Annotated in this window: 21 protein-coding genes; 7 read left to right on the forward strand and 14 right to left on the reverse strand. The window is 59.6% G+C overall.

The window, feature by feature from the left end; translation table 11 throughout:
• Positions 1-126: 126 nt before the first annotated feature.
• From AC1VV3_RS25020 to AC1VV3_RS25065, 10 genes are all read right to left on the reverse strand, one after another.
• Positions 127-1,008 (reverse strand): glycosyltransferase family 2 protein, encoded by an 882-nt coding sequence (locus AC1VV3_RS25020; RefSeq protein WP_482963208.1) that lies wholly within the window; start codon positions 1,006-1,008, stop codon positions 127-129.
• On the reverse strand, positions 990-1,577 hold the full coding sequence (locus AC1VV3_RS25025; RefSeq protein ID WP_482963209.1) for an SAM-dependent methyltransferase: 588 nt from the start codon (positions 1,575-1,577) through the stop codon (positions 990-992). The genes AC1VV3_RS25020 and AC1VV3_RS25025 overlap by 19 nt, the downstream gene beginning before the upstream one ends.
• Positions 1,574-2,254: a PIG-L deacetylase family protein gene (locus AC1VV3_RS25030; protein WP_132270369.1), complete on the reverse strand. Its 681-nt coding sequence runs from the start codon at positions 2,252-2,254 to the stop codon at positions 1,574-1,576. Before AC1VV3_RS25030 ends, AC1VV3_RS25025 begins: the two co-directional genes overlap by 4 nt.
• Entirely contained in the window at positions 2,248-3,375 is a 1,128-nt protein-coding gene (locus AC1VV3_RS25035) for an acyl-CoA dehydrogenase family protein (RefSeq protein ID WP_482963210.1), read from the reverse strand. Before AC1VV3_RS25035 ends, AC1VV3_RS25030 begins: the two co-directional genes overlap by 7 nt.
• Positions 3,375-4,433 (reverse strand): glycosyltransferase, encoded by a 1,059-nt coding sequence (locus tag AC1VV3_RS25040; RefSeq protein WP_482963211.1) that lies wholly within the window; start codon positions 4,431-4,433, stop codon positions 3,375-3,377. Before AC1VV3_RS25040 ends, AC1VV3_RS25035 begins: the two co-directional genes overlap by 1 nt.
• A complete protein-coding gene (locus AC1VV3_RS25045) occupies positions 4,430-5,386 on the reverse strand; it encodes a glycosyltransferase family 2 protein (protein WP_482963212.1) in 957 nt (318 codons plus the stop codon). Before AC1VV3_RS25045 ends, AC1VV3_RS25040 begins: the two co-directional genes overlap by 4 nt.
• Positions 5,379-6,497: a glycosyltransferase family 4 protein gene (locus tag AC1VV3_RS25050; protein ID WP_482963669.1), complete on the reverse strand. Its 1,119-nt coding sequence runs from the start codon at positions 6,495-6,497 to the stop codon at positions 5,379-5,381. The genes AC1VV3_RS25045 and AC1VV3_RS25050 overlap by 8 nt, the downstream gene beginning before the upstream one ends.
• A 76-nt stretch (positions 6,498-6,573) precedes the next feature.
• Positions 6,574-8,826: a catalase gene (locus AC1VV3_RS25055; RefSeq protein ID WP_465128553.1), complete on the reverse strand. Its 2,253-nt coding sequence runs from the start codon at positions 8,824-8,826 to the stop codon at positions 6,574-6,576.
• 289 nt (positions 8,827-9,115) lie between these two features.
• Positions 9,116-9,394, reverse strand: coding sequence for a hypothetical protein (locus AC1VV3_RS25060; RefSeq protein ID WP_482963213.1), 279 nt, complete (start codon positions 9,392-9,394; stop codon positions 9,116-9,118).
• Positions 9,395-9,410: 16 nt separating this feature from the next.
• Positions 9,411-9,773: a nuclear transport factor 2 family protein gene (locus tag AC1VV3_RS25065; protein WP_132270509.1), complete on the reverse strand. Its 363-nt coding sequence runs from the start codon at positions 9,771-9,773 to the stop codon at positions 9,411-9,413.
• A gap of 248 nt (positions 9,774-10,021) precedes the next feature.
• Here AC1VV3_RS25065 and AC1VV3_RS25070 point away from each other — a divergent pair, with 248 nt between their 5' ends.
• Both AC1VV3_RS25070 and AC1VV3_RS25075 read left to right on the forward strand, forming a co-directional pair.
• Positions 10,022-11,257, forward strand: a complete 1,236-nt coding sequence (locus AC1VV3_RS25070; protein WP_482963214.1) for a sulfotransferase family protein — start codon at positions 10,022-10,024, stop codon at positions 11,255-11,257.
• A 238-nt stretch (positions 11,258-11,495) separates the two neighbouring features.
• On the forward strand, positions 11,496-11,672 hold the full coding sequence (locus AC1VV3_RS25075) for a hypothetical protein (protein WP_165921592.1): 177 nt from the start codon (positions 11,496-11,498) through the stop codon (positions 11,670-11,672).
• 68 nt (positions 11,673-11,740) lie between these two features.
• On the opposite strand, the gene AC1VV3_RS25080 is transcribed toward AC1VV3_RS25075, so the two are convergent.
• From AC1VV3_RS25080 to AC1VV3_RS25095, 4 genes are all read right to left on the reverse strand, one after another.
• On the reverse strand, positions 11,741-12,523 hold the full coding sequence (locus tag AC1VV3_RS25080) for an SDR family NAD(P)-dependent oxidoreductase (protein ID WP_465128551.1): 783 nt from the start codon (positions 12,521-12,523) through the stop codon (positions 11,741-11,743).
• 11 nt (positions 12,524-12,534) lie between these two features.
• Complete coding sequence (locus AC1VV3_RS25085) at positions 12,535-13,725, reverse strand: zinc-dependent alcohol dehydrogenase (protein ID WP_132270504.1); 1,191 nt, start codon at positions 13,723-13,725, stop codon at positions 12,535-12,537.
• Positions 13,725-14,285 (reverse strand): SRPBCC family protein, encoded by a 561-nt coding sequence (locus tag AC1VV3_RS25090; RefSeq protein ID WP_132270502.1) that lies wholly within the window; start codon positions 14,283-14,285, stop codon positions 13,725-13,727. Before AC1VV3_RS25090 ends, AC1VV3_RS25085 begins: the two co-directional genes overlap by 1 nt.
• A 207-nt stretch (positions 14,286-14,492) precedes the next feature.
• The gene (locus AC1VV3_RS25095; RefSeq protein WP_482963215.1) at positions 14,493-16,748 is read right to left on the reverse strand and encodes a hypothetical protein; all 2,256 of its coding nucleotides are present in this window, start codon (positions 16,746-16,748) and stop codon (positions 14,493-14,495) included.
• 143 nt (positions 16,749-16,891) lie between these two features.
• Between AC1VV3_RS25095 and AC1VV3_RS25100 the strand changes: the two genes are divergently transcribed.
• The 5 genes from AC1VV3_RS25100 to AC1VV3_RS25120 all read left to right on the forward strand — a co-directional run bounded on the left by AC1VV3_RS25100 (position 16,892) and on the right by AC1VV3_RS25120 (position 20,134).
• The gene (locus AC1VV3_RS25100; protein ID WP_132270498.1) at positions 16,892-17,776 is read left to right on the forward strand and encodes a 3'-5' exonuclease; all 885 of its coding nucleotides are present in this window, start codon (positions 16,892-16,894) and stop codon (positions 17,774-17,776) included.
• Positions 17,777-17,835: 59 nt separating this feature from the next.
• A complete protein-coding gene (locus AC1VV3_RS25105) occupies positions 17,836-18,093 on the forward strand; it encodes a hypothetical protein (RefSeq protein ID WP_243654511.1) in 258 nt (85 codons plus the stop codon).
• A 99-nt stretch (positions 18,094-18,192) separates the two neighbouring features.
• Entirely contained in the window at positions 18,193-18,450 is a 258-nt protein-coding gene (locus AC1VV3_RS25110) for an OB-fold nucleic acid binding domain-containing protein (RefSeq protein WP_243654510.1), read from the forward strand.
• A gap of 341 nt (positions 18,451-18,791) precedes the next feature.
• On the forward strand, positions 18,792-19,463 hold the full coding sequence (locus AC1VV3_RS25115; RefSeq protein ID WP_482963216.1) for an SOS response-associated peptidase: 672 nt from the start codon (positions 18,792-18,794) through the stop codon (positions 19,461-19,463).
• Between the two features lie 260 nt (positions 19,464-19,723).
• Positions 19,724-20,134 carry a response regulator gene (locus AC1VV3_RS25120; RefSeq protein ID WP_465128545.1) on the forward strand — a complete coding sequence of 137 codons (411 nt, stop codon included), beginning with the start codon at positions 19,724-19,726 and terminating at the stop codon, positions 20,132-20,134.
• Positions 20,135-20,433 lie beyond the last annotated feature (299 nt).

Raw genomic sequence — 20,433 nt, forward strand, 5'->3', positions numbered from 1 at the left:
AGCAGGATTTAGCCGGAACGCCGTTCTGCTTGTTTTTGACCCCAAATAGAACCGCACGCGGTACGAGGGCCCAAGTTGTCAGCGCGACGCCGAACCGAAGATCCTCGCCGGCCCGGCGGGTAGCGTTCAGCTAAATCCCTTGTCCCTGTCCTGATTGACAAAGGCGCCGCGAAGCTCCTGCACATTCGGTTTGCGCTTCAATGCGATCTTTCCATTCTGCCATTCGATCAGACCCAGGTCTTCGAAAGCAGACAGCCAACCGTCCATGGGCCACTGTCCCCATCGCTTGTAGAAGACTTCGGCATTTCGCACGACGTCTGAAAAATGCTGCAGGGGAGGATCGAAAGTGTCGTGGTATTGATGGAACGCCCCAACCCCGGCGCCGCCCATGAACAGCATCGAGATCCCTGCCGCTTTGCTGCGGAAGCCGAAATCCGTATCCTCGGCGCCATATCCAGTGTACGCCTCGTCAAAGCCGCCCAAGCAGAAAAAGCGCTTGCGGCGAATTGCGAAGACAAGAGACCAGAACAGTCCAGCGTTGTCTTCCTCGCGGAGACCTTCTGCCGGAAAATCGCGAACCGGATGGGGAGAAGCTGTTCTCTTGAGATCAGCCTCGCTCCACTCCCCCCTTGCGTCTTCCGGTTTCAGGTAGAAGACCTCCGCGCAAATGAGCGCATCGCGTTGAACCAAGAGCTTTTCGGTTAGTCCCAAAAGCCTGCGCATGGGAATGCAGTCGACATCGAGGAACAGCAATGTCTCTTCTCTTGCGGCCCGTGCTGCCGCATTGCGGGCAGCGGCGAGCGGCAGGCCCTCAGCTTCCAGCCGCAAGACCCGTGCGGGAAACGGCAGCGCAGGGAGGACGACGGGGGGCTGGCTCCCCATGTCGGCAATTATCAATTCGCCGGGCACTGCCTCGCTGCGGCGTAGACCCTCGATGAGCTGCGCCAGATGATCCGGACGGTCCTTGACCAACGTAAGGACGCTGAGGCTCATAGCGTTCCTCGCCATAAATCGAGACGGTAATGAGGGCAGCGTTCCTCCAGGACTATCTCGGTTTTGTCTCGAAGCGCGGCCTGAAGCTTGGCGACCGCTTCGTCCCCTGTCTGGGGATAGTCTGTCTCACCCGTCCAGTGAACAAGCAGGAGGTCTCCGCCCGGCAGCAAATGGCCATCGATCCAGCGAGCAGCGCGCTCAAGATCGCCGTCGTCCCAGTAATAGGCCACTTCGGACAATACGGCGAGATCGAATGTCTCCTCCGGCGCGCTGCCGGGAAAGGCCATTTGCGCAAAGGATACCTGCGGCGCCGTGGCGCAGCGCTTCCGCGCAGCCCGTAAAGCTGTGGCACTGACATCAATCGCCAGCAAGGCTTCGCACGCAGCTGCAAGCTTGCTTGTAAGAACGCCCTTGGCACAGCCGACCTCGAAGCCGCGGCGATAGGACCTTCCTCCCAGAGCACGGACCGTATGGTCAAACTTGGAACGTTCATAGGCGCTTGTCTCGAGGTCCCAAGGATCTTCGTCGCCCTGGAACATCCGTTCGAAATAATCGGGCTCCAAACTCGACGACCGGCGGTTCATGGTTTTCTCCGCACATAAAGAGTATCATAGGCTGGCATGCGCAGCCGTTCTTTGGCCAACCGAAACCCGGTGCCGTGCGAACCTGTCAGCTGGCTGCGGTGAGCGCGAAGCGCATGACGCCGTCTTCCCCCCGGCAGCTTGGCTGTCCGCAGGACCTGGTTTTTATTGCGCGCTGGCGCGTCTGCCCAAACAACGTATTCAGCAACGATCAAACGCCGTCTCGCTCTTGATTGAACAGCGTAGGCAAGGCGCGCAGCTGCGGCGTGGTCGCAGTGGGGTTCACCGAGCGCTGTCACTGCTATTGCATCGACCCTGCAGCGACGGCAGAGCGCGGACAGAACGCTCGCCGATCGATCAAAAATGGGCTCACCGGGAGCGGCGGGCGAAGCGTCTTTCCAGTCAAGGTGAAACCGGTTCAGCGCGCGGCTAGCTGTAAGGCGAAACAGAGCATGCCCCGCCTCGGCCTTTCTTCTTGCGGCCAGACGCAGAGGGGTGATGCTGTCCGCCTCGTGGGAGCCCGATCCGTCGGTAAGGTAAGCGATCCCTGCCAGAGTTCCTGCCGCCCAGGCCTGCGCGATAAGCGCACCTGTCCCGAGCGTCTCGTCGTCAGGATGAGGGGCCAGTACGAGCCATCGTCGGCGCCGCCACGGGTCTGCGTTTAGAAACATGCTTACCATAAACCGTCCCCATCACCCCACGCATCTCGCTCCAGCCAGGCTATCGCTGCCTGATCGCGTGCGTAGTCCGGACCCGCCTGGCGTAGATAAAGCGAAAGATCGCGTATGATCTTGTCGATCCGCTGCCCGTCCATCGCACTGCGCGTTCCCACGATCCGGGCGGTTAGCTCCATCACATCAAGCGCGGCGCGTTCCACGATACCCCGGGTCATGCGTGCAAAAGCCGGACCATCCGGGTCGTTTCTGGCAGCCCGCATGGCGCACTCGCGAACCCAAAGGTAGGCCGTGCGCGTGGCCGCGACGCTATGCGCGAACTTGGCGCGCTGAAGCGGATCTTCGCGAGCGGTTTGGGACATGGCGGTACGGGTCTCTGTCAATAGGGCTTCGATTCCGCCTAGCTGCACCGCGGTGAAGCGCCATGCCCCTGTCGTGAACCGGGGGTCCCGATCATAGTCGCCAGGCCCGCCCAGCAGGGCGGCAGGATCAGGTTCCAGCCCGGTCACGTCGTAGCAGCCGCTTACGCTCGCACGCATCCCGCGTACGCGCCACTGTGACAAGTCGGCCCGCGCAGCTTCGTTGGCTCGAACCACTACCATTCTACGCTCGCTTTCATGGCCCTGCACAGTGATGACACAGTGAGCCAGTCCCCCTGCCCCGCTGGCAAAAGTCTTGCTGCCTTCAAGGCAAAGCCGACCTTCCCCATCGCTATTCAGATGCACGCCGGGCAAAGGTTCGGTGGCCCATACGCCGTAGAAGGCTCCGGTTCGCAGCTCCTGGCAAAGCCAGCTATGCTGGCCAGCTGTACCATACCAGTCGAACAAGGCCATGGCATTGACATGTCCCTCGTAGAGCCGCCCGACGCTCAAATCCGCCCGGCCAACAGCGCGAAGGACATCGAACATCTCGCGGTGCCGCTCCTCCTCACTGGCAAAGATCATGCCGCCACTCGCCTGCGGAGCGAAATCCTGATGAAGCCCGGCGGATGCAAGTTCCTGCATGCTTTCCGACGGAAACATGGGTTCTGCATCGTACCCCGCACCAAGATGCTCAAGCCGCGCCGAGATAGCCGCTACACGCCGCGCGGGGCCTTCATCCGATGCCGGTGAGAATATTCTCTCCATCACTTTTTACATTCCTGCTGCTGCATGACGTTGGCGGCACATTGCGCAAGCCACGTTGCCGCCTTGCGGGCGCCTTCCACGTCGCTCAGCAGCGCGCGCGCAGCCGGCCTCAGTGCCACCCCCTCTTCCAAAAGCTCGGGCCAGCTGGCCGGGTGAGGCCATTGCTGCAATACAAGCGCAGCACCAAGGGCGGAAAGGCCCTGAGCGGTCACGCGCTGCTCTTCGTAGGGCCTGGTCTGCGGTATGCAGATGAAAGGTTTGTCCGCAGCCATGACCGCTCCCACGACACCGTCACCGGCAGCGCCCACGACAATCGACGACTGCGCTATTTCGCGTTCAGGTGCTTGCACCCAGCCTGCAAGAACGAGATTGGGCGGGCATTGCAACGGTGCAGTGACGGGGCCAATGGCGCGCCATTCCCAGTCCGGACAAGCTGCCGCCGCTTCTGAGAGGAGTTGCCCGTCGCCGGGCGCCCCACCCTTACCGAAAATTACCAAAACCCGCCGAGCATCCTGGCTGTTGGCGGGACCGGGGGATGTTACCGGCGGCGCAGCGATCCCAGGGCAATAGAAGCTTTTGTTGCGAACCCAGCTTGGTATCCCGCTCGGCTCCAAGGATTGGTGAAAGGGTGTCAGCAAGCCCGTGGCACCGCGAAATGCATCCAGGTGAGCAACATCGTTTCGCCTGCCGTTCAAGCGCACGTAAATTGTCGGGACCGATGCGAGCCGCGCCAGCATCGCCACTTCAGCCGAAACATCGATGATCATCATGACAGGCCTTTGCGCAGCAATCCAGGAAGTCATCCTCGCTACGCGTTCGCGCACTCCCCGATGATCGATGGGTGCGTAATGAAGTGCATCCGGCCTGGATACGGCGTCGTCGGCCCCGTCGAACTGCTTGGAGCGGGGCCGGTCGTCAGGTAGGTCGATCCCGGCACCGCCGATCCCTGTTCCCAGCAAAACCACCGGCCAGTCGATGGCGCTGGCTATGGCATCAGCGCGGGCACGGTGGCCGGCGCCGTGATGGTGGACATAATAGCCAATCGGGCGCAGCCTCATGGAGATAACTCCAATACCATGTCGTGAGGCATTGGCGCCAGGAACGGCTCCTCGGCAGCGATCCTTTCAGCGCCGCCTGGCATAGCCCGCAGGTGACGGCGCCATAATGCCCGTTCACGCCAGTGCTCGAAAGCCGGCGCGAGCGGCTTTTCTCCTTTGCCTGCCAGCTCGAACAGCTCATTCATGGCAGCTGCCATTCCCCCGCTTGCCCTGCCCTCACGCCGCGGCGAAACGAAAGTATAGACATTCAACGGGTGCGCGAGCCTGGCGCCCTTGGAAAGGGCGGCATTGACCAGTGCCTGGTCTTCGCCTGTCTTCAGCAAATGCACACCGCCGCACCGGACGTAAAGATCCGCGCGAATAGCCAGTGATGCTCCTGTGTGATCGCCGTGGCGGGGAGGTGCATCCCAGGCGACCGGGTCCAAGGCATCTTCTATCTTGCGCACGGTCTCCCAGTAGCGATCCCAGGCGCTGCGAAGCCTGCTTACGGGGCCTGGAAGGGCCTCATTGTCCTCGATGATGATCTTTCCGCCAACCATATCGGCACCTCGCCGGAGGGCTGCTACGATATTGGCGAGCCATCGCGGCGGCGGCCGGGTGTCCGCGTCGGTGCTGACCAGGACACCGCGTGAAGGGTCCCCGAGCAGCGCAAGCCCGGCATCCATCGCGCATCGACGCGCAGAGCCTGCGTGTGCCAGCTCTTCTGGAAATGTGACGTCAAGCGTATGAACGTCGATCCGGCCCTCATGAAGGCGCTGCGCCTGGGCAATCGCCTCAAGGCTTGCGTCCTGCGAATTGTTGACGGCGATTACTATCCGCACCGGCACCGCCCAGTCTTGTGCCGCCAAAGCAGAAAGCAGGATGGGAAGTCGCTTCGCCTCATTGCGAGCCGGTACGCAGACGCACAGTTGCAGGTTTTGAGACTCTTCCCCCATCCCGGTCCATTCAGGCATGACGAGCAGCAGGCGCGGTCGGCTGGCAAGCGGCGAAAACTTCAGCCGGTCCCGGATGACGCAGCGAAATGCGGTGACGATAAAGCGCCTCATACCCATCGACCATCCTGGCCGCGTCGCATGTTCGCTCCGCGCGCTGCCGACAAGCGCTCCGTTCCAGCCGAAGAGCTGCCAGTCCAGCCTCGGCGAGCGATGCCACATTGTCAGGCTCGGCCAGGGCGCCGCAGCTTGCATCCAGGATTTCAGGGATGGCGCCGCGCGCGAACGCGGCGACAGGCACACCGCAGGCCAAGGCTTCGGCCACTACCAGGCCATAAGGCTCGTCCCACAACGGTGTGCAGAGGAACGCCCGCGCGCCGCCCACCAGACGTGCAAGCTCGGTATGGTCAAGATGGCCGACGTGGATGATATTGGCGTCAAGCTGGGGCGCAATGTGCATCCGGTAATATTCGCGGTCAAGAATGGGTCCTGCAATCCGCAGCGGTAATCCGATCTGGCGGGCCGCCTCAATCGCAAAATGCAGACCTTTTTCAGGCACAATCCGGCCGTACCAGACCAGATAGGCGTTAGGGTCAGGCTGACGTTGATACGAGAATTTGTCGAGATCGATACCGTTGAGAATAACTTCTTCGGCTTTCGCGACATGTTCCCATAACTGACCAACGGACTTTGATACGGCAACGAATGCATGATCGTTTGCCTTGCATAGCCGGATGCCGCTTTCCAGCCAACAGAACGGCGGCGTGTGCAAGGTGGTAACCATCGGCATAGGCAGCGTATCAGCCAAGGTAACGGGCAGATAATGCAGTGAATTATTATGGATGATGTCGAAATCGCGATCACGTAGCCCATTCATGAGGCTGAGATAGGCATGGTGCTCCTTGAAAAAGGCAACATCCGTTGCCTCGGCGGTACCCACATCGTCCAGCGACGTCTCGGTGCAGATTGCTTCCAGTCCGAGACCAAATTCCGAGCGAACCGATGCAAATACTGTGACCGCGTGCCCGCGGTCACGCAAAGTTCTCGCCAGAAGGTGTGTGTGCATCTCCAATCCGCCCGCGAAAGGTTCTGCTATCGGATACTTGAGATGGGCGATGATGCCGATCCGCAGGGGCGAGTTGTTCGCCCCTGCCAGACCGATCGGCACGGCGACCGCACGTCGTCCCAAGCAAGGCCCCAGTAGGGCGTCAGGTTGCGGGCCGTGCATCCAGGTCGACCTCCATTTCGCGCGGCCAGTGACGCAGCGCGCGGCAGGCCTTGAGGAAGGCGCCGGCATCCTTTGCACCGTCCAGTTTCAGGCAGGCCTCGTCGAGATCGCCGGCGATCCCGGCCTTGGCGAAGATCGCCTCCGCCGCGCCGGTGTAACCGATGAACTTGCAATGCGCGAAGGCGTCAGTGACGAAATCCTTCGCCGCCGCATCCATCGCGAGCAGCCCCGCGCCCTCCCCGGACACCACCAGAGCCACGGCATCGAACAGCACCGAGGGGCCGCCGTCGATCTTGTGCTTGGCGGCCAGACGGGTCCCGTCCGACAGCGTCACGCCGCCGACTTTGGGTGCAACCACCTCATAGACGGCGCCCTCGGCCTCCACCGCTTCGAGCAGGGCAGAGAGCACCGCCGCGTCGGCGCCGTCACTCACGAGGATGCCCAGCTTGCGGCCCTTGAAGTCCGCTGGACCGTTCTTGACGATGCTCAGCTTGTCCGAAGCGGGAAGGTTCGCGATCGGCTCGCGCGCCGCGACCGCGGGATCGGGCAACGGCAGGCCCAGCCCATCGGCCACGGTGCCTGCCAGCCCGGGGTCGATGCGGATCAGGTGGGAGACGGTACGCGCGCGAATGTCCGGGCGCTCCACTTTCGACAGCTCGAACACGAGGGCATCAGCAATGTGCTTCTGCTCGACGGGCGTCTGGCTCACGAAGAACTGCCGTGCCTGGCTATAGTGATCGGCGAAGGTTTCCGACCGCACCCGCTGCTTCGGGCCATCTGCCGTCTCGGCATAGCTGGTGAAACCGCGCACGGGATCCTCGCGCGGGCCGCCCTGCTCGGCGCCCCAGCTGTTCGGTTCGTAATTCGCCCGACCCTTGGGATTGCGCATGGCCATGTGCCCGTCCTGCTGGAAATGAGCCATGGGGCACTTGGGCGCGTTGATCGGAATATGCGTGAAGTTGGGTCCGCCCAGCCGCTTGATCTGGGTGTCGAGGTAGGAGAAATTGCGGCCCTGAAGCAGCGGGTCGTTCGAGAAATCGATCCCCGGGGGCACGTTCTGGGTGCAGAAGGCCACTTGCTCGGTCTCGGCGAAGAAGTTGTCCACCACCCGGTCGAGCACCAGGCGGCCGACGACGCGGATCGGCACGAGTTCCTCGGGGATGAGCTTGGTGGCGTCGAGCACGTCGAAGTCGAAGCTGTCGGCAAAGGCATCGTCGAACAACTGGACGCCCAGTTCCCATTCGGGGAAGTCACCCGCGTTGATGGCGTCCCACAAGTCGCGGCGATGGAAGTCCGGATCGGCGCCGTTGATCTTGACCGCCTCGTTCCAGACCACCGATTGCAGCCCCTGCTTCGGCTTCCAGTGGAACTTGACGAACGTGGACTTGCCCTCGGCGTCCAGCAACCGGAAGGTGTGCACGCCGAAGCCTTCCATGGTGCGGAAAGAGCGCGGAATGGCGCGGTCCGACATGGTCCACATGATCATGTGGAAGCTTTCCGGCGTCAGGCTGACGAAGTCCCAGAAATTGTCGTGCGCGGTCTGGGCCTGCGGGAAATTGCGATCCGGTTCGGGCTTGGCGGCATGGACGAGATCGGGGAACTTCATCGCGTCCTGGATGAAGAAGACCGGGATGTTGTTGCCTACCAGGTCCCAGTTGCCCTCCTGGGTGTAGATCTTGACCGCAAAGCCGCGCACGTCCCGCGCGAGGTCGAACGAACCCTTCGATCCGGCCACGGTGGAAAAGCGGACGAAGGCGGGCGTGCGCTCGCCGACGCGCTGGAACACGTCGGCCCGGCTGACATCGGCCAGGCTATCCGTCAATTCGAAGTAGCCGTGAGCGCCGTAGCCGCGCGCGTGGACGACACGCTCGGGGATGCGCTCATGGTCGAAGTGGAAGATCTTCTCGCGGAAATGGAAGTCTTCCAGAAGCGTCGGCCCGCGCGCGCCCTGCTTCAGGCTGTTCTGGTCGTCCGAAACCGGCACGCCCTGCTGGGTCGTCAGCGCCGCAACGCCCTCCCCGGCGCTCTGGCGGGTTTCTCCGCCGGATCCTTGCGTCTCGGCGTAGCTATGGGAGATCGCGGCGTCAGCCGGAACCGGGTCGGCCTTGGCGGGCGTTTCGCCGCCGATATCGGCGGCGGTGACGTCGGATGGGGCCTTCTTCGATGGCGTCTTCGACGGGCTCTTCTGGGCAGGTGCACGCTTCGCGGAAGCTTTCGTGGGGGTCTTGGCCATGGGTTATCCTGTCGATTGAATCGAAAGTGCAACTCGAAGCCGAAGGGCAAGTTGCATAACAAATTCGTTCGTTAACCTATGTAAATCACTTTATCGCTTCGATGACCCGCCATTATCGCGGCATTTGTAGCCGGCATGCGTGAAATAGCCCGCGCCAAGAACCACCAGAAAAATGAGTGCGAACTTTCGGGTTATTAATCCAGCGCCCCTAAGCCCTATTGCTTCAAACTCCTCGTTTTGGAGCGTTCGGCGTGGCGCGAAAGCATCTGCCAAGCCGAACGCCCCGACCTCATACGATACGCAAGGCGCGGCGTACGTCATTCCCGCGGTTCTCGTCGTTGATGTCGACCGATACGCGAATACCCCCGCCCAGCTTCGTATCAGAACGTCCTGCTTCCAGCTTCGTGGCATAGTCGCCGCCGCTTGCCGCGCGCCCCGAACTGTTGGTTTCGCCTTCTGTCTCGACAAAAATGTCAGTCCGTTCGATGCCATGCTCCTGCACCAGGTGTTCGATGGCGAGGTCAGCTTCCTCCCGGGTGGCGAAGATTTGCTCGATAGTTTGTGACATGATTATTCCTCCGATGTCATGCGCTGGCGATAAGCGGCGGAGTTTGCTGGTGCTGGACCACGCGCCATTGCTCGTGTCCAAGGCGCCGCAGCGTCGAGGAGCAATTTGCCTCGTAATCATCCCCATCCGATCGAACTGCCTTGGCTTTGTAGCCGATGACGATGAGCCCTTCTTCGGGCCGCGCTACATGCTTTTCTGAAAACTCGACTGCAGACCAGCGCGGCGTCTGGGCCATGGCTTCAACAGCTTGGCGTCCTATATGGATGAAAGGGGGCGAGGGAACGACGAGAATTGCCTCATCATCTATGAGCTCAGCATAAGTTTCCGTCGAACCCGTCCAAAGCTGCGCTTCGAACTTCCAGATACGTTCATCGTCCATACCGATCTCCAAACTGTCCAATATCGACGTCTCACCGCGACACATGGTTCCCGTCTCTTCACTTGATGCCGGAATAAAGCTGCCGAAAGCGTGATCATTTGCGCTGGAGCGTTATGCTTGATACCTGCCCTCCATAATTCGTTTAAACCTATGTTATAAATGCGTCGTTGTATATGTCGCCTTACGCAAGACGTCCTTAAGAATTTTTTGCAAAAGGCACCTAACTTCGCCTCATTTGTTCAATCCGGATGGCAAGTCTTGCTGATCAAAGTTTAGTCCCGCATCCCGCGCCCGCCGGTGCTAGGCGACGCGCTCTTATCAATAAGGCGTTGGCCGGCGCCTGGAAGAATGGCCGCCTTTCCAAACCGAAGCTCGAACCTGGCAGCCTCGTGGCAACCGCCCGGGAAATCTCGCAGCTGGATGACTTCGGCGCGGAGATGGGATGGAGAATACGTCTTGAGCAGCTTTGCCGTGCACTGCACGATACTGCGTCGCTCAATCCTTTAGGTATAACCCTTGCCTATGGCCAAATTATTTCGGCTCTGCTGCATCGCCTGAGAGCCAACGCCCTTTGGATGCGATACCCGCAAATCCTGTCTCTGCGAATCCCGCCGCCAATCTTGATAATCGGCCAGATGCGGTCCGGTAGTACTCGAATGCAGCGATTGCTCGCCTGCGATCCCGCCTTTGCACACACTCGTTTTTTCGAAAGCTGGAATCCAATTCCCGCCAAGCCACACTCCTTTCCGGACGAGCGTATTTTAAAGAGCTGGATAGCCCTCCAAGTCGCCCATTTCCTTAATCCCGAGTTCAAGGCTATCCATCCCGCAAGCGCTTGCCTCGCGGACGAGGAGATCGGCTTTCACAATTACTCCTTTTACGGCTCGGCGCTGGAGGCGCAGTGGCGCATACCCGCATTTGCCCGCCACTGTGAAAATGCGGGCAATGAAGACGTCTATCGGGAATTCAAACAACTTTTGCAGACGATCCTCTGGCTGCGCGGTTCCGCTCCTGAAAAATCCTGGGTGCTCAAGGTGCCTCAGTTTTCTCAAGATCTCGGCGCCCTTCTATCAGTGTTCCCCAGAGCCAAGGTCATCATTCTCGATCGAGATCCGGCCGACGTTGTCGGCTCATCCGCTTCGCTCGTCTACAACCAGATGTTGCTTCAATCCGGCGCTGCGGATCGCGCCTGGATTGGGCGGGAATGGCTGCGTAAGAGCCTGCTTCGCCAAAGGATCATGGACGGCTTCCGGCAACAGGCGGGCTCCTCTTGCATTGTGATAGATTATCGCACGATGCAGGACGATTGGCGCACGGGCATGAAAGCCGTCTATGGATTTTTCGGCCTCCCGCTTACAGACAAAGTGCAACGACGCATGACCGATTTCATCGGCAGGTCCTCGCGCCTTGCGCTGCATCGGCATCGGTACGACCTGACTGATTATGGCCTGACCGCCACGCAGATTCGCGAAGCCTTTGCATGAACTGAACAAAGTCCTGCCATTGCCCGCTTGGCGGATCTTCCTGAATGGGCATTTCCTTTTGCGAGACGAAAGCGATGGCCATGCAGCTGCCCGGGCAGTGCCCGGGTGACCGCGCGGCGCCCGCGCTCCGTCGCTTCACGGGAACGTTAAAGTCACCCTGAGCCTTTCATAGACAGCGGCATTGGCCCACGTGATCCAGCCGAACGGAGCCTCGCTGCTTTTCACCTAGGAGGTATCTATGGCAGAAAATGATCCGGAAAATCCGACAGGACCTTTGGGAGATGCGAGACCGGACAAGGCGGATCCGCACAAGCAGAACGAAAGCGGTCAAAAGCCGGAAAAGCTTGAGGATCGGCCCATGGTCAGTACAGTTACACCCGAAGACTACCCGGAAGATCAGCGCGCCAAAGGCTGAGCGCGGCTCATGCTAAAAAAGGGGCGGCCTTAACGGCCGCCCCCAAAGACATTCACCAATGGACAGACTCAGTTGTCAGAGCCAGGCTCCGCCATTTTGCGGTGCTGTTCGGCAAGCATGCTGGCAGGCGTGACATGGGCAAGCGTCGCCTGAAGCTTGTTCTTCCAACCCGACACGACGTGCGCCTCGCCTGCCATGAGCGCCTTCCACCCGTCACGGGCAACGTCTGCAGGGTCGCTTTTATGCTGCGAGGTACCCACGCTAGTATCGAGCATGTCTGCCCGCGCGAAGAATTCAGTCTCGACCGGCCCAGGCATCAAAGTCGTGATGGTAACACCGCTTACTTCCTTTATCTCGTTTCGGATCGCATCTGTGAAGCTGTCGACGAAGGCTTTGGTGCCGTTGTACACGGCCTGGAAGCTGCCAGGTATGAACCCGGCGATCGAGCCGGTGACAAGCACTTTCCCGTCATTGCGAGAGACCATGTCTTTCAGAACCCTTTGAAGCAGATAAAGGGTGCCTGTGATGTTGGTATCGATCACGTGCCGCCAGTCAGTCACCGCCTGGTCGAGAAACCCGTGCCCGAGCCCGCGTCCGGCGTTCGCGCATAACAGATCTATCGTCCTGCCATTTGCCTTGGCCAAGACCTGATCGACACCTTCCAGCGTCGAAAGATCCGCATCGAGGAAGGTGATCGTTGTACCAAATTGTAGGAGATCTGCAGCAGCGGCTTCTATCAGCGGTTCATCGGCGACGACAAGCACGTCATAACCGGATTGGGCGGCCAATGTCGCCAATTCGAAACCGATGCCTGTCGAAGCGCCAGTGACCACTGCGAATTTTTCAGCCATGGGGCTACCTCCTATTGCGCCGCGACGGCAAGATCGGGCTTCAGCACGACCTTCGTCACTTCGTTCTGATTATCGTGGAACATCTTGTAACCTTCGGGCGCCTGCTCAAGCGGCAGGGTATGCGAGATCAGGAACGTAGTATCGATCTTGCCTTCCACGATGGCATTGAGCAGCGCAGGCATGTAGTGCTGCACATGGGTCTGCCCTGTCTTCAGTGTGAGGCCTTTTTCCATGAAAGCTCCGAGTGGGAACTTGTCGACAACGCCGCCGTAAACCGCAGGCATCGACACCCGTCCACCTTTACGGCAAGCTACGATAGCTTGCCGGATGGAGTGCGTCCGGTCGGTTCCCATGAAGGTCGAGGCCTTGATCTGGTCGATCACATTGTCGACAAAGAAACCGTGCGCCTCAAGACCGACTGCATCGATGACCGCGTCCGGTCCTATGCCGCCTGTCATCTCCATCAGTGCTTCGTAAGTCTTCGACTCTTCGAAATTGATCGTCTCCGCACCGAACCGTTTCGCCAGTTCCAGCCGCCGAGGGAAATGATCAATAGCAATGACACGGGAAGCGCCCAACAGGAACGCTGACTGCACTGCGAACAATCCTACCGGACCGCATCCCCAGACAGCCACCGTATCGCCTGGCTCGATTTCCGCGTTCTCCGCGGCCATCCAGCCGGTCGGCAATATGTCCGACAGGAACAGAACCTTTTCGTCCTCGATATGCTCCGGTATGACAATTGGCCCGACATCGCTGAAAGGCACACGGACATATTCTGCCTGGCCGCCTGCATATCCCCCGGTAAGGTGGCTGTAGCCGAATAGCCCCGACATGGGTTGACCGTAAAGTTCTCGTCCTATGTCCTGATTTTCTGCGGGATTACCGTTGTCGCAGGCCGAATATTGATGCTTGCCGCAGTGATAGCAGCTGCCGCACGCGATGGTGAATGGCACCACCACCTTCTGGCCTCGCTGGAGCGTGCTCCGGCTGCCAGTTTCCACGACTTCGCCCATAAATTCATGGCCGAGGATGTCACCTTTCTGCATAGTCGGGATATAACCGTCATACAGATGCAGATCAGAGCCGCAGATGGCCGTTGCCGTGATCTTGATGATCGCATCGCGCGGATTGAGGATCTCCGGATCGTCGACCGTATCAACCCGAACGTCGTGCTTGCCATGCCAAGTGAGCGCGCGCATCAGCCGTTATCCTTTTCCAGTTGAGCCTTTGTCCGGGCGGCCGTGGCTATTTCGCCGGTTTCCATCAGCTGTTTGAAACGCCGCAAATCGCGGCGAGTTTGAATGCGCGGTTCGCGTTGAAACAGCTTTGCTATAAGTTGACCCACCAGACCTGCGGGTGGGTCATAGGCAATTACCGCCCGCACGACCGTTCCGCGCGCGCCGGCATCGCGGAATTCGATCCGGCCGCTGTTTGCAACATCCGCGCCTTCGGCAGATTGCCAGGTGATCTGCTCGCCCGGCACTTCATTGGTGATCACAGCTTCCCAGCTGACTTCGCGACCCGCAGGTGCCTTGACCGTCCAGCGCGAACGCACCTCGTCAATAGGTTCAATGCTGGCGATATTTTCCATGAAACCGGCAAGGTTGGCCGTGTCGCGCCAAAAATCGTAAAGTTCGCGCGAAGGCCTATTGATCGTGACCGCCTCTGCTACCAGGGTCCGATCGGATCGGAATTTTTTTGAAGTCGTGACCGGTGCATCGTCGTGCTGCGGCCCATCCGGATCTACTTCCGTAGCCATCTTGTCGCTCCTGCTAATATGCTGATCGAACTCGTCTGGTGTTCGGCTAGTTCCGGCATATTGTGCAAAGGCAAAAATCGCTTGGATGAAACGAGATTTAAACGCGCCCGGCCGGCCCCTTGCGGGCGATCGGGTCCAATATTCCGAAACCGACTTATCTACTACATAGAACAGCTCTCTTTAGAGAAAATATTAATCCACGTTAATTCAAGAACCATCGTCCGACCACGTGATGATCAGCCGCCCCTGAGCAGGGACATTGAAGTCGACGCGCGCGTTGTCATGGGAATGGCCCCGCGGCATATCGCCGCCTGCGGTGGCGACTTTGATCCGGGGGAGTCTGCGACGCTCCTCGCGCACGAAGTTGAGAGCGGCCATACACGTCTCGCCGCCGTCGAGGACAATACTGAGCGAGCGATCGCCGGTCCTTTCCCAGCCCCGGATGAAATGGTCGCAGAAAATTTTGAAGGGCGCACCCTCTACGACATGAAAGCTGAGGGCCGCGAATACAAGCGCGGCCCCGGCGCCGTAGACCTCCTGACCTACTTGGCCCGGCGCCTGGCCGTCTGGATACAAGTCTTCAAGAGGGAACGATAAAGAACGATCAATGTGCCCGTTCCTGTTCTGCGTCGCCAGAATCTCTTTGGGCAAGGCGTCCGGATAGTAATACCAGGCCCGATCAAGAGCATATTTGCAATATTCCGCTACCAGCATTTTGACCGCCGGCTCCAGATCGGGTCCGCTGTCGTCGAGGTAGGCAGCAAAGGCCGTAAAGGCGTCGAAGCATTCGTAAATGGCCATATACGGCGCATCCTGCAGGCAGGTCGCTCCCAGGAAATTCTTGTAGTGAACCGCGTGCTCGAGCCCGCTCTCCCAAATCTCACAGTTGTGGAAGAAGCTGGCAAGATAGACGTAGCTTTGCTCCGCATAGACGATATCGTTCGTTATGCGATAAAGCCTCATGCAGGCGGCGGCGCCCCAGGCGGTAAGATTGGCCTGATAATTGAGGTTGAAGCGCATGCCCATCGCGGCGTCGATGGCCGCACGCGCTTCGTTCAAAAAGCGTGGATCATCGGTCAACTCGTGGGCCTGGAGCATGACTTGCGCATAAAGACCGCCAACGTCGGTCTGCCCTCTCTCGTCATTTGCTGTCGCAGTTATTACCGAAAAATCGGTTATATCATACTGTATAGGCCATCTGTATGAAAAATGATGAGCGGCTTCTATACAAAATTCGATACATTCCATGAAAAGTTGTTTGGAGGAATTGTCTCCCTTCAGCGCCATTCGTGCCAAGTTTAGCATGGGATGGTACAAGTACCAGCTGTCGACCGCATTGGCATTCTTGTCTTTGCCTACGTTCGGCAAATAACGCCTGAGCGCCTTCATCTTTGGGTCATAAAATCGGCGCAGGCCCGCCCGGAGCGCTGCTTCCAGTGAGTGAGGCTGACCTCTCCAGCGTCCCCAGTCGAACACGGCTGCCAGTATCGAAATCTGGACCATTGAATCCGGATATTCGCTGGCCGTGTAGGGATGCACATAATGATGGCCGTATGCCTGGACCTTCGCCTCGGGAGCATTCTCAAGATCTGCCAGCGTCCTATCGGCCCGCTCGACCCAGTCCCGATACTCGGTCCGGGGCAAATCGAGAAGCTTATAGGCTTCTCCCAGCATCTGCAGGAACTGCCTCGCCGACTCTCGCTCATGCGGCGGAGCGTGATGGCGCACTACGAGGATGCCATCTGACAAGGTTATTTCTTCCCCTGCGCGAAGCGGGTGGGATGGCGGCGTTCCCGACTGCGCGGGCGTGGGCGGCAAGTACCCAAGCTCTGGCCACAAGCCACCAACCGCGCCGTCCGGACTGGTTTTGGTAGCCCGGTAGTAATCGTTTATCGCCGTCAGATTCTGGAAATACAGGACGTTCCCGAACATGGGGTCATCTATTCGAAAATAGAGTACTCCGCTGTTAAGTCCCCGCTGCGCAGCCTCGACATGGCCGTGAGCCCCAAGCGGGTTGTCCTTGGCATCGAGTGGATAGAGATCGCGCGGCAGGAACGGGATAAGCATGGGAGACAGGGGTACGAACCTTACCGTCAATCGAAGATGCTCAAGCGCGTCACCTCCGGCTGCAAGCGTAATTACGTGCTTGCCGAGCACGCTGTCGAGCCGCAGCTTGATCTGACCCTTCTTGGTAGCTTCAAGCCGGCATTCGTAAGGCACCGCAAGGTATGCGGCTCGCCAGGCAAGGCCGCCCGCACCCGGTCGGCGGATCAAGACCCACAACGAATCTTCGGCCGCAAGAATTTCTCCGGTCAACTCGCCGAATGTGAACCTCTTTACGCTGCGGCCCGCTTTCACGCTCAAAGCGTACTGGAGAGCAATGACCTGCCCGCTGGCCGGCAGTGTTTGGCCTAAGCGTTCATGGCGCGCCGCTCGCTGCTTCGATTTGGCGATCTCGGTCATCCTGGATCTCCCTCGTTGTTCGGCAACGGGCTAACTGCTATTCAACGACGGGGCCTGCCGCCCGTTCCTGGAAGAGATTTTCGCGTCAAATAACCCTTCCCGATCTGCTTTCGCGAATTCTTGGCAAAGGCTAGACGTCACGCATGACCGACTGCTGCCTCGATGATCATGCCGCTGCTGCGCTTTCGCTCGCGCGTCATCCCGATTACAGAGTTCTACGCCGCCTGGAGCCGGTCGAGCGTTTTCAAGCCCCGTTACCTATAGGAAACACCCGGATAGGCGTCGTGCTTGACGTAGAGACGACCGGCCTAGATCAGGAGAACGACCGCATCATCGAGCTTGCAGTGCAGCGCTTCCGGTTCGACGACGCTGGCCGGATTGTGCAGGTTGGGCAGCCAAGGGTCTGGCGCGAAGATCCCGGCACCCTGCTCGATCCGCGCATCGTCAAGCTCACTGGACTTACGAATGAAATGCTCGAGGATCAGGTGATCGACGAAAGTCTCGCATTTGATATCCTGTCATCGGCGGATCTGATCATCGCCCACAACGCCGCGTTCGATCGTCCGTTCGTCGACCGCAGGCTACCCGCCGTGCGCGGAAAGCCTTGGGCGTGCTCAATGGCTGAGCCAGACTGGCTCGAGCTGGGTTTTGACGGGCGCGCCCTTGCTCACCTCGTGTATCAGTGCGGTTGGTTCTACGAAGGGCATCGCGCCGAGAATGATATTCTGGCGCTGCTCTACCTGCTGGCACATGGCCTCCCCGGCGGCGTCACAGTGCTTGCAAAACTCCTCGAGTGCTCGCAGCGCCCCAGCTACCAGGTCAACGCCATCGATGCCCCTTTCGAAGCAAAGGACCTGCTGAAAGCACGAGGCTATCGCTGGAACGCGGCGATGCGGTTCTGGTCCCGCGAAATTGCGCAAGCGGATCGGACGGGCGAGACCGCTTGGCTTATGAGCGAGGTCTATGCGGGATACGGTGAACCTGCCCTGATCCCCGTCAGCGCATGCGAGCGGTACGTCCGCGCCTGAGCGCCAACGCCCGCTAGTCCGTAAGGTCTGCTCGCGGCCTGTCCGATGTGCACGGCGCCATGATCGTTGCGGCCCGCAGCGAGGCGCCTCACGAGAGCCTCGAAGCCATCTGGCGGCGTGCCGGCGTCCCGCCGGCCGCGATCGAGAAGCTGGCCGATGTGGACGCTTTTCACAGTCTGGCCCAGACCGCCGCCAGGCAATCTGGCGGGTCAAGGGTCTCGGCGACAACCCCCTGCCCCTTTTTGCCGCTGCGGATGTGCGCGATGGAGAGTCCAGTTCGGAAGCTGCCGAACCGCTGGTTACCTTGGAGCCGCTGAGCGAGGGGCGCGAGGTGGTGGAGGATTACCGCACCATCCAGCTTTCGCTACGTGCCCATCCACTGCAGTTTTCTGCGCGCCGATCTCCAGCGCCGCGGCATGAAGTCGGCGGTCGAGCTCGATCAAGCAAAGGACGGAAGGCATGTCGAGGTGGCCGGAATCATTCTTGTACGGCAGAAGCCAGGCTCGCCCAAGGGTGTGCTGTTCATCACCATCGACGATGAGACCGGCACTGTGAACGGTGTCCTCTGGCCCGGCCGCTTCGAAGCGCAGCGTCGCTCCGTGCTATCGGCGGCCATGGTCGGTCAAGGGAAGGTTGCAGCGCGAGGGGATCGTCACGCACATCATTATCGATAAAGTTATCGACTATATGCCCCTGTTTCGTTCAATCGGCGAGCGAGAGTTTCCCTCGCTGCCTTCACCGGCCGATGCGGCCCGAAACGGCGGCGGTCCGGACCCTCGCGGCAAAGTTGGTTACACACCTGACAGCAATTCCCATGGCCTGGCTGTTCGCTCCCGTGACTTTCGATAGCCTGCGTGCGCGTTCGAGAACCGCTCGAGCGATCAGGTATCCGCTTAGAGGCGACGCTAAAGCCCTCTCGGGTCACACCCTTTTTGAGAGTGAGCGCAATTCATTTCGAGGCGGCGCACGCGAGCACGCGCGCTGACTCTTGGAGTGCTGTTCAAGGCTGCCTATCTTGGGTCATACGGAAAGGAATTTCGCAATCTGCAATCTCTATCGGCTTACTACGCCTTTCGACGCCGTCGCCGCGTTGTTCGGTGTCAAGACGAAGGGGCGGCCCAATCACTCCGAAATCGTATCTCCTACCGGCTCCGGTCTGGTCGTAGTGAAAGACGAAGTCCGCGCTATGCATTGGGGTTTCCCCCGCGTCGTCGTCAGTCACATGAGCGGGGAGGCTTTGAAACCCAAAGCAGTGACAAATACCCGAAGTGACAGGATTGGCTCACCGTTCTGGCTCAAGAGCTTCAAAAGCAGGCGATGCCTGGTTCCTGTTTCAGCCTGGGCGGAAGCGGCCGGTGAAAGAGGCCGCATGACGCGAACATGGTTTTCCCTTCCTGACCAAAGCGCCTTTGCCATCGCCGGAATCTGGCTCAATTCACCAGAATGGGGACACGTCTTTTCGATGCTCACCGTGGAGGGGCATGCCCAGATGGATGCTCTGAACGACCGGATGCCTGTAATCTTGCGCCAGGAAGACTGGAGAACCTGGACCGACGGCTCACCTACAGCAGCCCATGCGCTGTGTCGCACCTGGAGGGCTTCTCTGATGGTTACCCCTACTGACCAACCCTGGTCCGACCGGATCTCGCCTGCAGCGGCGCAAACGCAGCTTTCCTGGCCTCTGTAACTGGAAGCTCCCGAGCCTTTGACGGGGGTTTTCGGCGCGATACTGGAACTGCGGAAATTGTCGGCTTAAGGCCGGCCACTTCGCGATAGCCACGCAGCCGAATTTGCCGCCAAGGTCTGGGAAAGAACCTCGCGCCGGTTGTTGACAACGCCTCTTTCGCGAATGCGCCAATGGCTTCCTCTTCAAGCCTCTTCGATCCGCCCTCTTCAGGATCATTCGGATCACCGAGGTGTTAGTCAGCCAAGCTGCTGGAGCAATCGATGCCCGAAGAGATATTTCCGTTTGCCGTCGTTGCCGACGATGATGCCCTTGCGCGTATCAGTTCGGCCGATATTCTCGAAAATGCTGGCTTTCATGTTCTCGAAGCGGCCGATGTGAACCAGGCCCTTCAGATCCTGGAGTCGAACGGTCAGGACGTGACCTTGCTCCTTACCGATGTACGGATGCCGCCCAACGACCGTACCGGCTTCGAACTGGCCCGCGAATGCGCAGCCTCTTGGCCCCACATCAGCATTCTCGTAGCCTCGGGCGTTGCAGAGCCCTCCCCCGGCGATCTTCCCGACGGCGCCATCTTTATCAGAAAGCCCCTCAGCTCACAGCGCATTTACGATCGGCTGCAGGAGTTGTTACCTCTTAGCGCCCAGCCCGCGCTTTTAAAGGCGGCCGTATAGTCTGCCACGCCGCACACTTGGTGGGTTTCTATATACTGGATGCAAACGCCTTGCGTTCGTGGGACTTCGCGGTTGGCAAGGCCCATGCCTGACAGTCAGCTTTGGTTTTTCGGCAACGGTGCGCATGCTGCATCAAGGGCCACGGTCAACTTCTTTCCGACCTGTCACGCCGCGGTTCGCCGGGTTCCTTTGCATGTTCAAATGTAGCGGGAGCTGGCAGCGCACAAACCTCGCCGAAATCTTGGGAACCGGCACTGCCGATAGGAGTTTGCTTCCGATCGGCCGGAACATTTCGGCCG

It is taken from the genome of Novosphingobium sp. BL-S-34 (assembly GCF_056857015.1).

Excerpts from the sequence above, each read along its gene's own strand:
- AC1VV3_RS25095 (WP_482963215.1), bottom strand. The coding sequence starts at position 16,748 with ATGACCGAGATCGCCAAATCGAAGCAGCGAGCGGCGCGCCATGAACGC.
- AC1VV3_RS25120 (WP_465128545.1), top strand. The coding sequence starts at position 19,724 with ATGCCCGAAGAGATATTTCCGTTTGCCGTCGTTGCCGACGATGATGCC.
- AC1VV3_RS25065 (WP_132270509.1), bottom strand. The coding sequence starts at position 9,773 with ATGGACGATGAACGTATCTGGAAGTTCGAAGCGCAGCTTTGGACGGGT.
- AC1VV3_RS25070 (WP_482963214.1), top strand. The coding sequence starts at position 10,022 with ATGGCAAGTCTTGCTGATCAAAGTTTAGTCCCGCATCCCGCGCCCGCC.
- AC1VV3_RS25040 (WP_482963211.1), bottom strand. The coding sequence starts at position 4,433 with ATGAGGCTGCGCCCGATTGGCTATTATGTCCACCATCACGGCGCCGGC.
- AC1VV3_RS25030 (WP_132270369.1), bottom strand. The coding sequence starts at position 2,254 with ATGGTAAGCATGTTTCTAAACGCAGACCCGTGGCGGCGCCGACGATGG.
- AC1VV3_RS25090 (WP_132270502.1), bottom strand. The coding sequence starts at position 14,285 with ATGGCTACGGAAGTAGATCCGGATGGGCCGCAGCACGACGATGCACCG.
- AC1VV3_RS25100 (WP_132270498.1), top strand. The coding sequence starts at position 16,892 with ATGACCGACTGCTGCCTCGATGATCATGCCGCTGCTGCGCTTTCGCTC.
- AC1VV3_RS25020 (WP_482963208.1), bottom strand. The coding sequence starts at position 1,008 with ATGGCGAGGAACGCTATGAGCCTCAGCGTCCTTACGTTGGTCAAGGAC.
- AC1VV3_RS25045 (WP_482963212.1), bottom strand. The coding sequence starts at position 5,386 with ATGCCTGAATGGACCGGGATGGGGGAAGAGTCTCAAAACCTGCAACTG.
- AC1VV3_RS25110 (WP_243654510.1), top strand. The coding sequence starts at position 18,193 with ATGAAGTCGGCGGTCGAGCTCGATCAAGCAAAGGACGGAAGGCATGTC.
- AC1VV3_RS25055 (WP_465128553.1), bottom strand. The coding sequence starts at position 8,826 with ATGGCCAAGACCCCCACGAAAGCTTCCGCGAAGCGTGCACCTGCCCAG.
- AC1VV3_RS25060 (WP_482963213.1), bottom strand. The coding sequence starts at position 9,394 with ATGTCACAAACTATCGAGCAAATCTTCGCCACCCGGGAGGAAGCTGAC.
- AC1VV3_RS25080 (WP_465128551.1), bottom strand. The coding sequence starts at position 12,523 with ATGGCTGAAAAATTCGCAGTGGTCACTGGCGCTTCGACAGGCATCGGT.
- AC1VV3_RS25105 (WP_243654511.1), top strand. The coding sequence starts at position 17,836 with ATGATCGTTGCGGCCCGCAGCGAGGCGCCTCACGAGAGCCTCGAAGCC.
- AC1VV3_RS25075 (WP_165921592.1), top strand. The coding sequence starts at position 11,496 with ATGGCAGAAAATGATCCGGAAAATCCGACAGGACCTTTGGGAGATGCG.
- AC1VV3_RS25035 (WP_482963210.1), bottom strand. The coding sequence starts at position 3,375 with ATGGAGAGAATATTCTCACCGGCATCGGATGAAGGCCCCGCGCGGCGT.
- AC1VV3_RS25025 (WP_482963209.1), bottom strand. The coding sequence starts at position 1,577 with ATGAACCGCCGGTCGTCGAGTTTGGAGCCCGATTATTTCGAACGGATG.
- AC1VV3_RS25085 (WP_132270504.1), bottom strand. The coding sequence starts at position 13,725 with ATGCGCGCGCTCACTTGGCATGGCAAGCACGACGTTCGGGTTGATACG.